11 protein-coding genes are annotated in these 14779 nt (G+C 57.5%); 5 read left to right on the forward strand and 6 right to left on the reverse strand.

What is annotated here, in order from left to right; translation table 11 throughout:
* Nucleotides 1-9: 9 nt before the first annotated feature.
* Together ACEQWH_RS13720 and infB are read left to right on the forward strand one after the other, a co-directional pair.
* Nucleotides 10-642, forward strand: a complete 633-nt coding sequence (locus ACEQWH_RS13720; RefSeq protein ID WP_370231746.1) for an RNA-binding protein — start codon at nt 10-12, stop codon at nt 640-642.
* Nucleotides 639-3125, forward strand: a complete 2487-nt coding sequence (infB, locus tag ACEQWH_RS13725; protein ID WP_370231747.1) for a translation initiation factor IF-2 — start codon at nt 639-641, stop codon at nt 3123-3125. The genes ACEQWH_RS13720 and infB overlap by 4 nt, the downstream gene beginning before the upstream one ends.
* A 568-nt stretch (nt 3126-3693) precedes the next feature.
* On the opposite strand, the gene ACEQWH_RS13730 is transcribed toward infB, so the two are convergent.
* From ACEQWH_RS13730 to ACEQWH_RS13740, 3 genes are read right to left on the reverse strand one after another with little or no spacing between them, the layout of a single operon-like run.
* Entirely contained in the window at nt 3694-4092 is a 399-nt protein-coding gene (locus ACEQWH_RS13730) for a (deoxy)nucleoside triphosphate pyrophosphohydrolase (RefSeq protein ID WP_370231749.1), read from the reverse strand.
* Nucleotides 4089-5318, reverse strand: coding sequence for a bifunctional glutamate N-acetyltransferase/amino-acid acetyltransferase ArgJ (gene argJ, locus ACEQWH_RS13735; RefSeq protein ID WP_370231751.1), 1230 nt, complete (start codon nt 5316-5318; stop codon nt 4089-4091). Before argJ ends, ACEQWH_RS13730 begins: the two co-directional genes overlap by 4 nt.
* 1 nt (nt 5319) lies before the next feature.
* Nucleotides 5320-6171, reverse strand: a complete 852-nt coding sequence (locus ACEQWH_RS13740) for a peptidylprolyl isomerase (RefSeq protein WP_370231753.1) — start codon at nt 6169-6171, stop codon at nt 5320-5322.
* A 171-nt stretch (nt 6172-6342) separates the two neighbouring features.
* Here ACEQWH_RS13740 and secA point away from each other — a divergent pair, with 171 nt between their 5' ends.
* From secA to ACEQWH_RS13755, 3 genes are all read left to right on the forward strand, one after another.
* Nucleotides 6343-9042, forward strand: a complete 2700-nt coding sequence (secA, locus tag ACEQWH_RS13745; RefSeq protein WP_370231755.1) for a preprotein translocase subunit SecA — start codon at nt 6343-6345, stop codon at nt 9040-9042.
* Nucleotides 9043-9147: 105 nt separating this feature from the next.
* Nucleotides 9148-10218 carry a translocase gene (locus tag ACEQWH_RS13750; protein WP_370231757.1) on the forward strand — a complete coding sequence of 357 codons (1071 nt, stop codon included), beginning with the start codon at nt 9148-9150 and terminating at the stop codon, nt 10216-10218.
* 16 nt (nt 10219-10234) lie between these two features.
* A complete protein-coding gene (locus ACEQWH_RS13755; RefSeq protein ID WP_370231759.1) occupies nt 10235-11794 on the forward strand; it encodes a phosphate ABC transporter substrate-binding/OmpA family protein in 1560 nt (519 codons plus the stop codon).
* On the opposite strand, the gene radC is transcribed toward ACEQWH_RS13755, so the two are convergent.
* The 3 genes from radC to ACEQWH_RS13770 form a co-directional block, all read right to left on the reverse strand.
* Nucleotides 11791-12555: a DNA repair protein RadC gene (gene radC / locus ACEQWH_RS13760; protein WP_370231761.1), complete on the reverse strand. Its 765-nt coding sequence runs from the start codon at nt 12553-12555 to the stop codon at nt 11791-11793. The genes ACEQWH_RS13755 and radC overlap by 4 nt on opposite strands.
* Before the next feature lie 137 nt (nt 12556-12692).
* Nucleotides 12693-13841 (reverse strand): molecular chaperone DnaJ, encoded by a 1149-nt coding sequence (dnaJ, locus tag ACEQWH_RS13765; RefSeq protein WP_370231763.1) that lies wholly within the window; start codon nt 13839-13841, stop codon nt 12693-12695.
* A gap of 77 nt (nt 13842-13918) precedes the next feature.
* Nucleotides 13919-14779 (reverse strand): Hsp70 family protein (locus ACEQWH_RS13770; RefSeq protein ID WP_370231764.1); only part of this gene is annotated, 861 nt, incomplete at its 5' end.

The raw sequence follows: 14779 nt of genomic DNA on the forward strand, positions 1-14779 counted from the left end.
GGCTGACAGATGGGGCGCGGCGGGCGAACCAAAGACCGGAGCGACGGTCCTGAACGCAAGTGCATTGCAACGGGCGAGGTGCACCCTAAGTATGGGTTGATCCGTTTCGTTGTGGGCCCTGACAATCAGGTTGTTCCGGATATCCTGGGCAAATTGCCCGGCCGCGGGATCTATGTCTCGGCTGAGCGGGCTGCGCTTGAAAAAGCAGGCAAAAAGGGCGCGTTCGCGCGCGCTGCGAAACAGCAGGTCTTGGTGCCTGACGGTCTGGCAGACGAAGTCGAAAGCCAGATTGCGCGACGTGTGGTCGAGTTGATCAGCCTTGCACGCAAGTCCGGTGCAGCGGTCGCTGGCTATGAAAAAGTGAAAGACTGGCTGTCCAAAGAATACGCGGAAGTGTTGATTCAGGCGTCTGATGGATCGGGCCGGGGCAAGTCAAAACTCAGCACGCCGCACTTTGGTTCGTATATCGGTTGGCTCACAACCGAAGAGCTGGGGGCAGCATTTGGGCGACAAACTGTGATTCATAGTGCGCTTGCGTCTGGTGGACTCACGCAACGTGTTGTAGAGGAAGCCCAACGACTAAAGGGCGTACGGAAAAATACGGCGGCAGGGGCCGCCCGGAAGGAACAGAAAGCTACATGAGCGATAACGACGGTAAAAAGACATTGGGTCTGCGCGGCGCGCGTCCTGGCAACGTAAAGCAAAGCTTTAGCCACGGGCGCACCAAGAACGTCGTGGTGGAAACCAAACGCAAGCGCGTTGTGGTGCCCAAGCCGGGTGCGGCCAAGCCTTCGGGTGGCGGTGCTGTGGGTGGTGATCCTTCCAAACGTCCGGCTGGCATCTCTGATGCGGAAATGGCACGTCGCCTGAAAGCGCTTCAGGCTGCGAAAGCTCGGGAAAGCGAAGAAGCGGAACGCCGCGCTGCCGAAGAAAAGGCACGCGAGGAAGAACGCAATCGTCGCCGCGCCGAAGCCGAAGCCAAAGAGCGCGAGCAACGCGAAGCGGAAGCACGTGCAAAGGCCAAAGCCGAAGCCGAGGAACAGAAACGCAAAGACGCCGAAGAAGCCGCCAAGCGCGCTGCTGCCGAAGCGGCCGCGGCGAAATCTGCGCCTGCTAAAGAAGCCGGTCCAAAGCGTGATCTGTCCAGCCGTCCGGCACCTTCACCGACACCGCGCAAAGCGGACCGTGAGCGCGAAAACCGCGGCCGCGGTGGTCGTAACGAAGGCCGTCGCTCTGGCAAGCTGACCCTATCCCAAGCCACCGGTGGCGAAGGTGGCCGTCAGAAGTCTCTGGCGTCGATGAAGCGGAAGCAGGACCGTGCACGTCAAAAGGCGATGGGCGGATCTGTCGAGCGCGAAAAGGTTATTCGTGACGTTCAGTTGCCAGAAGCCATCGTGGTGTCTGAGCTGGCAAACCGCATGGCGGAACGTGTCGCGGACGTCGTGAAAGAGCTCATGAAAATGGGCATGATGGTGACGCAAAACCAAACAATCGACGCCGACACCGCCGAGCTGATCATTGAAGAGTTTGGCCACAAGGTTGTGCGCGTATCTGACTCTGACGTCGAAGACGTGATCTCGGATGTCGAAGATTCCGATGACGACCTGCAGGCCCGTCCTCCGGTCATCACCATCATGGGCCACGTTGACCACGGTAAAACCTCGTTGCTGGACGCGATCCGCGACGCCAAGGTTGTTGCGGGCGAGGCCGGTGGCATTACCCAGCACATCGGTGCTTATCAGGTCACCACAGACAGCGGCACGGTTCTGTCGTTCCTCGACACTCCGGGCCACGCGGCGTTTACGTCGATGCGCTCACGCGGTGCGCAGGTGACGGATATTGTTGTTCTGGTTGTTGCGGCGGATGACTCTGTGATGCCGCAGACGATCGAAGCGATCAACCACGCGAAAGCGGCCGAAGTGCCGATGATCGTGGCGATCAACAAGATCGACAAAGAAGCTGCTGATCCGATGAAAGTGCGCTCTGAACTGCTGCAGCACGAAGTCATCGTGGAAGCCATGTCAGGCGAAGTACAGGACGTCGAAGTCTCGGCCCACACGGGTCAGGGTCTGGACGAACTGCTTGAAGCGATTGCTCTGCAGTCGGAAATTCTTGAACTGAAGGCCAACCCTGATCGTGCCGCGCAAGGCGCCGTCATCGAGGCCCAGTTGGACGTGGGCCGTGGCCCTGTTGCGACTGTTCTGGTTCAGAAAGGCACGCTGCGCCAAGGCGATATCTTTGTTGTGGGCGAGCAGTACGGTAAGGTCCGTGCGCTGATCAACGACAAAGGCGAGCGCGTCAAAGAAGCTGGCCCATCGGTGCCGGTTGAGGTGCTTGGTCTGAACGGTACACCCGAAGCAGGCGACGTTCTGAACGTGACCGAAACCGAAGCGCAGGCGCGTGAAATCGCGGCCTACCGTGAGCAAGCTGCGAAAGACAAACGCGCAGCGGCCGGTGCGGCGACCACACTTGAACAGCTGATGCAGAAGGCGAAAGAGGACGAAAACGTCTCTGAACTGCCGATCCTGGTCAAAGCTGACGTTCAGGGTTCTGCCGAAGCGATCGTTCAGGCGATGGAGAAAATCGGCAACAACGAAGTTCGCGTGCGGGTACTGCACTCTGGCGTTGGTGCGATTACGGAAACCGATATCGGTCTGGCCGAGGCCTCCGGCGCGCCGGTCATGGGCTTTAACGTCCGTGCCAATACTTCGGCACGTAACACGGCCAACCAGAAGGGCGTCGAGATCCGTTATTACTCTGTGATCTACGACCTCGTGGATGACGTCAAAGCCGCGGCCTCTGGCCTGCTGTCTGCCGAGATCAAAGAGACCTTCATTGGCTACGCGCAGATCAAAGACGTCTTCAAAGTGTCCAACGTTGGCAAGGTTGCCGGCTGTCTGGTCACCGAAGGTGTGGCGCGTCGTTCTGCTGGCGTGCGCCTGCTGCGCGACAACGTTGTGATCCACGAAGGCACACTGAAGACGCTGAAACGCTTCAAGGACGAAGTTGCCGAAGTGCAGTCCGGTCAGGAATGCGGCATGGCGTTTGAGAACTATGATGACGTCCGCGCAGGCGATGTGATCGAGATCTTTGAACGCGAAGAAGTGGCGCGTGTACTGGACTAAAGGTCTGGATCAGATTTGGAAATGAAAGCGCCGCCTGATGAGGGCGGCGTTTTTTTGTGTTGATTGAGTATTGGAAGCCCGTTAGCTTTTTGAAACTGCTTTGATTTTTTGCTGTTATGACTAAACGGCCCACAAGAATTGGATTATCCCTCGTCGCCTGTTTCATTGCAGTGGAATTTGGTGCTTGGATTGCGCTTGCAACTCTTTCAGTGCGAAGTTCGGGCCTGTTGAGTGTGGCTGACGCCACCTTACTATGGGCCTTCGGACAAATCGCAATCCTCCCTGCGGCTATGGTCATCGTGCCGATTGGTCTATTGCTGCGTGATTGGCTTGGACAAAGGTTTGAGCAACCAAGGCCGATCGCACTTTTGACTGGATTGGTCGCGGGTGTTGTAATCGCCACAATAGTCATGTTTGCGACAGGAAACTCTGAAAATACTCTGCTCTGGAGTGAAATGTTAGGCGCGGGCGCATGGGCTGGGTTCTGCGCTGGGTGGATTTGGTGGCGAATAGAAAAACGCTATCTCGAATCATAAACAGCCAACAGACGTAGCTTGAGGCCGAATTTCTACACCCAGTCCCTTATCATCGGAATCAGAGGGATATCCGCAGGCGGCATTGGGTAATCTCGGAAATCCTTGGGATAGACCCATTTCAACACCTGACCTTCGCGCGCGACCGGCGTGCCTTCCCATTTGCGGCAGGCAAATAGGGGCATCAGGAGGTGAAACTTCTCGTAGGTATGAGACGCAAAGGTCAGCGGCGCCAGACAGCTTTCCCAGGTGTTGATCCCCAGCTCTTCGTCAAGCTCGCGGATCAGGGCGACCTCAGGCGTTTCGCCCTCTTCGACCTTGCCGCCCGGGAATTCCCAAAGGCCCGCCATGGATTTTCCTTCGGGACGCTGCGCCAACAGAACCCGCCCGTCGCGGTCAATAAGGCAGACGGCCGATACTAGAACTGACTTCATGAACGATAGTCCGCGTTGATGGTGATATAGCCGTGGGTCAAATCACAGGTCCAGACCTTTGCAGCCCCGTCGCCCAAGCCCAGATCCACCCGGATCACGAGGTTCTGGGCCTTCATATAGGCCGCGCCTGCCTCTTCGGAATAGCTCTCGGCAACCCAGCCTTTTTCCGCAACCAGAACATCGCCGAAATGGATGCTGAGTAGGTCGCGATCGGCGGCGGCTCCGGATTTTCCGATGGCCATGACGATTCGGCCCCAGTTCGGATCTTCGCCCGCGATAGCCGTTTTTACCAAAGGCGAATTCGCGATCGCCATGGCATGGGTTCGGGCGTCTGCATCACTGGCCGCGCCTGTCACCGCAACTTCCACGAATTTCGTGGCACCTTCGCCGTCGCGTACGACCAGATGGGACAGCTCTCGCATGACGTCGTGAAGTGCTGTCGCAAAGGGGCCGTCTGCGTCGGTGATCTGAACGCCAGAGGCACCGGTTGCGCCCAGCAAAAGCGTGTCGGATGTCGAGGTGTCGCTGTCGACCGTGATCGCGTTAAAGGTCACGTCGGTCAGGTCAGACAGGATTTTTTGCAGCAGGCTGCGCTCTACCTGTGCGTCGGTGAAAATATAGACCAGCATCGTCGCCATGTCGGGCGCGATCATGCCAGACCCTTTGGCAATGCCTGCGATTTTCACAGGTTTGCCCTCGATCATGACCGTTGTGCCCGCACCCTTGGCATAGGTGTCGGTCGTCATGATACCGTGCGCCGCGTCTTCGATGGACTCTGGCGACAGTCCGGCCACCAGTTCGTCGATTTTTGCCGTGATGCGGTCGTGCGGCAGTCTCTCGCCAATGACGCCGGTGGACGAGGTAAAGATGCGCGTTTCAGGTAGGCCCGTGACCTTTGCGACCGCCTCGCAGATCGCCGCGACAGAGCCTTCGCCCGCGCGCCCTGTGAAGGCGTTAGAGTTGCCAGAGTTGATGATGAACGCAGCCCCCGCGTCGTTGTCCAGACCGACCTTGGCCTGACAATCCAGCACGTTTGCAGATCGGGTCGCTGACTTGGTGAACACGCCGGCCACCGAACTGCCCGGGGACAGCTCGATCAGTGTGACATCCTTGCGGCCCTGGTATTTTACGCCCGCTTCGACGGCAGCAAACCGCACGCCGTCGATGACTGGCAGGTCGGGAAAGCCCTCGGGGGCGAGGGGGGAAACGTCGGTGATCTGGCCCAAGTTAGTCGTCCAGCAAGTCGAATTGCGCGATCACGTTCGGATCAAGAGCCTCGGCTGCGGATTCGTCGATCACGCTGACGTCGCGCAGCTCCGCCACATAGGCCGATGCTGCCGCATTTTCTGCGTCGATCTGAATTTCCTGCCTAACTTGCTCAAGCGTCGGCGCTTCTTGGGTGCGCTTGTCGTTCAGGATGATGACGTGCCAGCCGAACTGCGTTTCAACAGGGTCAGATACTTCCCCAACGTTCAGCGCAGCGACTGCGGCTTCGAACTGGGGCACCATCTGGCCCGGACCAAACCAGCCCAAGGCGCCGCCGCGTGGGCCTGACGGACCAGTGGACTTGGCGATCGCGGTTTCTGCGAAATCGGCGCCAGCGCGGATTTCTGTCGCGATGGCCTGTGCTTCTTCCTGTGTTTCCACGAGGATATGGCTTGCATCAAACTCTGGTGTGCCAACAAAGTTTCCGTATTTGGCGTCATAGGCAGCTTGCAGGGCAGCGTCGTCAACGCGGCCTGCGATCACGGAATCCACGGCGACGTCTGCCAAAATGGCGGTGCGTTGTACTTCGAGCGTCTTGGCCGCGCGTGTCGGGATGTCATCGCCAATGGTCTGCGCCAGCAAGGTTTGCTGGATGATCTGATCCAGAATGCCGCTGAACAGTACAGATGGCTGCAGCGATTGGTATTGCTGCGGCAAAGATTCCCGCACCGCAATCATGTGACCCAATGTGATCTCGGTGTTATTGACCGTTGCCACTACTGTTTCTGCTGTCGGCGTTTCCTGAGCAAACACAGGTGCAGCAAGGAAAACAGATGCCGCAGAAATGCGCAGAGCTTTGAGTGTTTTTGACATCGGAACGTCCTTGGTTCGGGCCGCAGAGGGGGGCGGCGTTGACACTGTATATATTGGCCCTTACATCGCTTTGAGGCCGATGCACGAGTCCTTTGCCCTGTTTGTATGAGCAGGCACCAGAACGAGCAAGCACAAGCGGCTAAAGATTTTGTCAACGAAGGACACATTCGCATGTTGGGTTTTGGAAAATTGTCTAAAATGGTCTTCGGAACGCCGAACGACCGAAAGATCAAGGCGACCAAAACCATCGTCGAAAAGATCAATGCTCTGGAGCCTGAATTTGAGGCATTGAGCGATGATGGGTTGATCGAAAAAACCACCGAGTTCAAATCGCGTCTGGAAGGCGGCGAAAGCCTTGATGCGCTGTTGCCAGAGGCTTTTGCCAACTGTCGCGAAGCGGCCAAACGCGCCTTGGGTCTGCGTGCCTTTGACACTCAGCTGATGGGCGGGATGTTCCTGCACGAAGGCAATATCTCCGAGATGAAAACCGGCGAAGGTAAGACCCTCGTGGCGACATTCCCGGCCTATCTGAACGCGTTGACCGGCAAGGGCGTGCATATTGTCACCGTGAACGATTACCTCGCCAAGCGGGACGCGGAATGGATGAGCAAGGTCTATGGGGCCTTGGGGCTGACAACTGGTGTTGTCTATCCACAGCAGCCAGATGACGAAAAGAAAGCAGCCTATGGCTGTGACGTCACCTATGCGACCAACAATGAGCTGGGTTTTGACTATTTGCGCGACAATATGAAATCCGAGCTGTCTCAGATTTTTCAGCGCAACCACTATTTTGCCATCGTGGACGAAGTTGACTCGATCCTGATCGACGAAGCGCGGACCCCGCTGATTATCTCGGGCCCAGCGGCTGACCGGACCGACATGTATATGGCGGTGGATCAGATCATTCCTGACATTGGCGAGGAACATTACACGCTGGACGAAAAGACGCGTGCGGTGTCCTTTACGGATGACGGCAATGACTGGCTGGAAGCCAAGCTGCTTGAGGCAGGCATTCTGCCCGAGGGTCAGTCGCTTTATGATCCAGAAAGCACCACGATCGTGCACCACGTGAACCAAGGCCTGCGGGCGCATAAGCTGTTCACGCGCGACAAAGACTATATCGTGCGCGGTGACGAAGTTGTTCTGATCGACGAATTTACCGGCCGTATGATGGCAGGCCGTCGCCTGTCTGAAGGTCTGCATCAGGCGATCGAGGCGAAAGAAGGCGTGTCCATCAAGCCAGAAAACGTGACGCTGGCGCAGGTGACCTTCCAGAACTACTTCCGCCTGTATGACAAGCTGGGCGGCATGACCGGCACGGCGTTGACCGAGGCCGAAGAATTCCAAGAGATCTATGGTCTGGGTGTGGTCGAAGTGCCGACCAACCGTCCGATCGCGCGGCAGGACGATGACGATGCGGTCTATCGTACGGCCAAAGAGAAATACGACGCCATCGTTACGACCATCAAGGAAGCCAGCGAAAAGGGCCAGCCAACCCTCGTCGGCACCACCTCGATTGAAAAGTCCGAATACCTCAGCCAGCTGCTGACCGAGGCCGGTCTGCAGCACAACGTTCTGAACGCGCGTCAGCACGAACAAGAAGCACAGATTGTTGCGGATGCGGGCAAACTGGGTGCCGTGACCATCGCCACCAACATGGCGGGTCGTGGTACGGACATCAAATTGGGCGGCAACGTCGAGTTTAAGATCATGGAAGCGATTGCCGCGGATCCCGAGGCGAACCCTGATGAAATCCGCGCCAAGATCGAAGACGCGCATCAAGCCGACGAAAATGCGGTGAAAGATGCTGGCGGTCTGTTTGTTCTGGCCACCGAACGTCACGAAAGCCGCCGTATCGATAACCAGCTTCGCGGTCGGTCTGGCCGTCAGGGGGATCCGGGTCGGTCTGCGTTCTTCCTGTCGCTCGAAGACGATCTGATGCGTATTTTCGGCTCGGACCGTTTGGACAAGGTTCTGTCGACCCTTGGCATGCAGGAGGGCGAAGCGATTGTGCACCCTTGGGTGAACAAATCCCTTGAACGCGCGCAAGCGAAAGTCGAGGGGCGCAACTTTGACATTCGTAAACAGCTGCTGAAATTTGACGACGTCATGAACGATCAGCGTAAAGTGATCTTTGGCCAACGCCGCGAGATCATGGAAGCCGAGGATCTTTCCGATATCGTACAGGACATGCGCCACGAGGTGATCGCCGACTTGATCGACGTGCACATGCCTCCGAAATCCTATGCTGAACAATGGGACACCGAGGGTCTGAAGGCCTCGGTTCAAGAAAACATTGGCATCGATGCGCCCGTCGTGGAATGGGCCGCTGAAGAAGGCGTGGATGACGAAGACATTCAGGAGCGTCTGGAAAAGGCGGCCGACGAGTTCATGGCGCAAAAGGCCGTGCAATTTGGCCCCGAGCAGATGCGCAACATCGAGAAACAACTGCTTTTGCAGACCATCGACAGCAAATGGCGCGAGCACCTGCTGACGCTCGAACACCTGCGGTCGGTTGTCGGGTTCCGTGGCTACGCGCAGCGCGATCCGCTGAACGAATACAAGACAGAAGCGTTCCAGTTGTTTGAAAGCCTGCTGGAAGGATTGCGTGAGGAAGTCACCAAAAACCTCGGGAAAATCCGTCCTCTGACCGAAGAAGAACAGCGCCAGATGATCGCGCAGATTCAGGCGCAGCAAGAGGCAATCTCGAAAGCGCAGCCAGGCGGCGAAGCACCAAAGAACGACTACGTTCCGCTGGTCGAAGGCTTTGACGAAGATGACCCATCCACCTGGGGCAACCCGGGGCGCAATGATGCGTGTCCTTGTGGATCAGGCAAGAAATTCAAACACTGTCACGGCAGCTATTCCTGACCTGATTTTCTAAAGTTTCCAAAAATCTCCCAAAGGGCGCCACTTTCGCGCCCTTTTTCCTGTGCAGAAACAAACTCGGGTTTTTGTGAGTCAGGAGTGGGCCCGATGAAATTCAATGTAAAGAAACTTAAGCGCCTTAATAAGCTTAAGCGGCTTAAGAAATTCTCGGTCAAGAAAGACAGCGCAACCAAAGTCGCCTTGGTGGCCTTCACCATCGCAACAGCGGGTGCCATCGGATTTTTGATGCAGAGTGGCTCGCCGCTTGAGGCATCTGCCGTCGAACAACCGCGCAGCAAATTGATCGCAAAATCGATTGATACCGGATTGGATGCCGATCTGGTTCTGGGACGCGATGCGACTGAAAATGCCCTGCCTGAAATGCCCGCCGAACGTTATGCCGAGGCAAGCCTGCCCGCACAGCCGATTATTTTGACCGTCGCTGGCGAGGTGCCTGTGGCGCCGATGCCAAAAGAAGAGGCCGCGCCGCTTCTTGGATGTGACATCAATGTTTCTGCCGCCCCCGCTGTGGCCGCGATGGTTAATCTGAGCGTGACCGCAAGCTGTCTGCCGGGCGACCGCGTGACGATCACTCACGCCGGCCTGACCTTTACTGAAGTGCTGGACGCCGACGGTGTTCTGGAGATTTCTGTTCCTGCCATGGAAATGGATGCACGGTTTGATGTGGCGTTCCCCAATGGGTATGCGGCCTCGACGACCGCTGATGTGGGATCTTTGCAGTTCTATGACCGTGTCGCGGTGCAGTGGACTGGCGAAACCGGCCTGCAGATCCACGCGTTGGAATTTGGCGCAACTTATGGCGAAGAGGGCCACGTCTGGTTTGGCAACGAGCGCGACCTGACCGCGGTTATCGGGGGCCGTGGCGGTTTTCTGATGCGCCTTGGCGACGGCTTTAGCGAGCTTTCAAAGATGGCGGACGTCTATACATTCCCCACCAGCAACGCCGCCGAAGCCGGTGACGTACAGCTTACGGTCGAGGCCGAAGTGAACGGTGCGAACTGTGGTCGCGCGATCTCTGCGACGACATTGCAGGTGAAACCCGGTGGCGAGCCGATCAAAAAGACACTCAACGTAGAAATTCCGAGCTGCAGCGCATCCGGTGATTTCCTCGTGCTGCAAAATCTGCTTCAAGATCTGACATTCGCCCAAAAAGGCTAGTCAGTAAGGGTATACAATGCGGCATCTGCGTGCGGCGGTTTTCGCCGCACTTTGTCTGTTTCAATCGGTTCTCGCTGCGGCAGCTCAGGACATTACGCTGACCGCACCGGATGGGGCCGTGGAAATCTCGGGCACATTGCTGGGATTTGACGGCGAATTTTACCGAATAGACACGATTTATGGCGTTCTGACCGTCGATGGCACCGGCGTGAACTGCGAGGGGCCGGCCTGTCCAAGCCTGACCAACTATGTGGCCGAAGTGGTGATGTCCGGCGCAAGCAGCATGGCGGATGTACTTATGCCCGCACTGGTCGAGGCCTTTGCCTTGCGCAACGGCTATTCGATCCTGCGCGACGCCTCAAACGACAACCTGGTGCTCTATGAGCTGAACAATCAGCAAAGCGGCGACACGATTGCGCGGTTTGCGATCAATGCCACGACAACCGACGAAGGCTTTGCCGACCTGATCGCCAATGAGGCAGATATTGCCATGGCACTGCGCGAGATCCGAGACCCAGAGGCCGCGCGCGCCGAAGAATCGGGTCTGGGGGATCTGCGACACGACAATCGCAGCCGCGTGTTGGCGCTGAGCGCGTTGATCCCGGTGACTGAAATCAGCAACCCAGTGACCTCATTGTCGGCCCTGCAGTTGGCGCAGGTCTTTGCGGGCAAAATCCAGAACTGGAAAGAATTGGGTGGTGCAGATGCCCCGATTTCCCTGCACCTGCCAGCGCGCGGGTCGGGATTGCTGCAAGCCATCGAAGATGAATTGATGGGGCCTGCAAATCTGAAGTTTTCGTCCAAAGTGCTCTATTATCCGCATCTGACCGATCTGGTGCGGTCGGTTCAGTTTGATCCCTTTGCACTGGGGATTTCCGCCTTTGAACGCACGGGCAGCACTCTGCCGATGAAACTGTCTGGCGGCTGCGGCCATGAAATTTCGGCCACACGGCGCGGGATCAAAACCGAAGACTACCCGCTGTCGGCCCCCATGTACCTCTATATCCCCGCCCTGCGTCAGCCCAAAGTAGTGCGCGACTTTCTGCGCTACGTGCAAAGCGATGCTGCACAGGTTGTGATCCGGCGCGCGGGCTATGTCGATCAGGACAGCGAGGAAATCCCGATGGCGGCGCAGGGCGAACGTCTTGTGAATGCAATCGGACAGGCAGGCGATGCCGTCAGCATCGAAGACGTGCAGAAGATGGTGACAGAGCTGTCGCCAATGCGGCGGCTTACAACCACATTTCGGTTCACCACAGGTGTGTCGGAACTGGATGCTCATTCCCTGTCCAACGTCGACCTCTTGGCCCAGCGTGTGGAGCGCGGCGAGTTTGACGGGCAGACCCTGACCTTTGTCGGGTTCTCTGATGGGTCCGGCGGCGCAAGCGCGAACTTACAGGTCTCGTTGCGGCGGGCTAACAAAGTGCTCGAGGCGGTCAAGGCTGCCCTGGAAACTGCCGATCTGAACCAGGTGACCCTGTCCAGCACCGGCTATGGCGAAGCGCTTCCGGTGGCTTGTGACGACACCGCTTGGGGCCGGCGCGTCAATCGCCGTGTCGAAGTCTGGGTGCGCTAGCCAAACAGCAACCCCGCAGACCTAAAGCTTAGCTCGCGTGATTTACCGATCACCAGATGGTCGTGCAGCTTGATTCCCATAACTTTACAGGATTCCCGGATCTGTTCCGTGATCTCGATATCGGCCTGACTGGGTGTCGGGTCGCCAGACGGATGGTTGTGGATCAAAATCAGGGCCGTCGCGTTCAGCTCCAACGCCCGTTTGACCACCTCGCGCGGGTAAACCGGCACATGGTTCACCGTGCCACGCGCCTGTTCTTCGTCAGCAATCAGCGTGTTCTTGGTGTCCAGAAACAGAACGCGAAATTGCTCGATATCGCGATGCGCCATGGTGGTTTGACAATAGTCCAGCAACACATCCCAACTGCTAAGAATACGTCGTTGCATCACCTTGGAGCGCGCAAGGCGATGCGCCGCCGCTTCAACAAGCTTCAGCTCGCAGATGACAACCGCGCCAACACCTTTCACCTCGGCGAGCCGCGCGGCAGGCGCTGACAGAACCCCGTTGTAGGTGCCAAAGATCTCAAGCAGCCTGCGCGCCAGCGGTTTGACATCCTGGCGCGGGATGGCGCGAAAAAGCACCAGCTCCAGCAATTCATAGTCCGGCAGTGCCGCCCCCCCGGCCGTCATAAACCGATCGCGCAGGCGTTTGCGGTGATCGCGGATATACGACGGCATCTGTCCACTGGGAAGTGGTGCTGGTTTGGCTTCGTCACCCCGAAACAAAGGCAAGGCCACATCTGAAAAACCGCGCGAGGACATCGTGGAGCAAACCTGCCCGCAATCGGTTAAACAAACGTGAACGCCGCTCTTTCTCTTGCAGAAAATATCCTGGGGTGAAGACCGCAGGTCGAGGGGCAAAGCCCCAAAAGAAAACGGGGCCCGCAGGCCCCGCATAATCAGCTTTTCATCGAGTCCCAAAACCCTTTGACGGACTTAAAGAAACTGTCCTTCTCAGGATTGTTCTCCTCGGATTCTTTCTCGAATTCCCGCAAGAGTTCCTTCTGGCGGCTGGTCAGATTGACCGGCGTTTCCACCGCAATCTCGATGAACATGTCGCCCTGTCCGGCCCCGCGCAGCGCGGGCATCCCCTTGGAGCGCAGACGCATTTGACGTCCAGACTGGCTGCCCGCCGGGATTTTCACACGGCTGCGGCCGCCGTCGATGGTCGGAACTTCGATGTCGCCGCCTAAAGCGGCGCTCGCCATTGACACAGGCACACGGCAGAACAGGTTTACGCCATCACGTTCAAAGATCTCGTGTTTGGCGACATCGATAAAGATGTACAGATCACCGTTCGGGCCGCCCCGCATTCCAGCTTCGCCTTCGCCAGCCAGCCTGATGCGCGTGCCAGTTTCTACGCCCGACGGAATATTGACCATCAAAGACCGGTCTTTCTCGACACGACCCGCACCACCGCAGACCTTACAAGGGTTCTGGATGATCTTGCCCAGACCGGAACAGGTCGGACAGGTGCGTTCGACAGTAAAGAAACCCTGCTGGGCACGCACTTTCCCCATGCCCGAACATGTCGGACAAGTCGATGGCTCGGCACCACCTTCGGCGCCGGTGCCATTACAGGACCCACAGCTGACCGAGGCAGGCACCTGAATAGATTTCTGCAGGCCGGAATAAGCGTCTTCCAAAGACACGCGCAGATTATAGCGCAGGTCTGATCCACGTGCCGCGCGCTGGCGTCCGCCACCGCGACCGCCGCCGCCCATAAAGTCGCCAAACAGGTCGTCAAAAACGTCCGAGAAGGCACTTGCAAAGTCACCCTGGCCCGGATGTCCGCCACGACCGCCGCCGCCCATGCCGCCCTCAAAGGCTGCATGACCATAGCGGTCATAGGCCGCCTTTTTCTCGGCGTCCTTCAGAACTTCATAGGCCTCGTTGGCCTCTTTGAACTTTGCTTCGGCTGCCTCGGCGTTGTCAGCGTTGCGATCTGGGTGAAACTCTTTGGCCTTCTTGCGATAAGCCTTTTTGATTTCATCAGCAGAGGCCCCTTTGCTGACGTCAAGCACCTCATAGAAGTCGCGTTTTGCCATAGGTTGCTCCTCAGTATCGGAATGAGAAGGGCCGATCCTTTTGGGACCGGCCCGTCCATCAGGGTCTGAGCAGGCGCTTAGCGCTTGTCGCCGTCCAGATCTTCGAAGTCCGCGTCAACGATGTCATCATCGCCCGCGCCCATGTCCGCATCCGCTGGTTCTGCGGCACCCTCTGCGGCGTCTTGGGACGCTTTATAGATGGCTTCGCCCAGCTTCATGGCAGCTTCGGTGACGTTTTGTACGCCAGATTTGATCTTTTCAGCCGAGGCTTTCTCGTCTTCCAGATCGTCTTTCAACGCGGCAATCGCCAGTTCGATCGCTTCGATGGTGGTTGGGTCAACCTTGTCGTTGTGCTCTTCCATGGACTTTTCAGTCGAATGGATCAGGCTTTCCGCTTGGTTGCGCGCTTCGATCAGCTCTTTGCGCTCTTTATCCGCCTCGGCGTTGTCCTCAGCGTCTTTCACCATTGCTTCGATGTCCTCATCAGACAGACCGCCAGAGGCCTGAATGGTGATGGACTGTTCTTTGCCGGTGCCCTTGTCTTTCGCACCAACAGAGACGATGCCGTTTGCGTCGATGTCAAAAGTCACTTCGATCTGTGGCATGCCGCGTGGGGCCGGAGGGATATCCTCGAGGTTGAACTGACCCAGGATCTTGTTGTCCGCGGCCATCTCACGCTCACCCTGGAACACACGCAGCGTCACGGCGTTCTGGTTGTCTTCGGCGGTCGAGAAGACCTGAGACTTCTTGGTTGGGATCGTGGTGTTGCGGTCGATCAGACGGGTGAAGACACCGCACAGGGTTTCGATACCCAGGGACAGAGGTGTCACATCCAGCAGAACAACGTCTTTCACGTCGCCTTGCAGAACACCGGCTTGGATCGCTGCACCCATCGCCACAACTTCGTCAGGGTTCACACCCTTGTGCGGCTCTTTGCC

The sequence above is a fragment of the Cognatishimia sp. genome (assembly GCF_964229375.1).
Taxonomy (GTDB): Bacteria; Pseudomonadota; Alphaproteobacteria; order Rhodobacterales; family Rhodobacteraceae; genus Cognatishimia.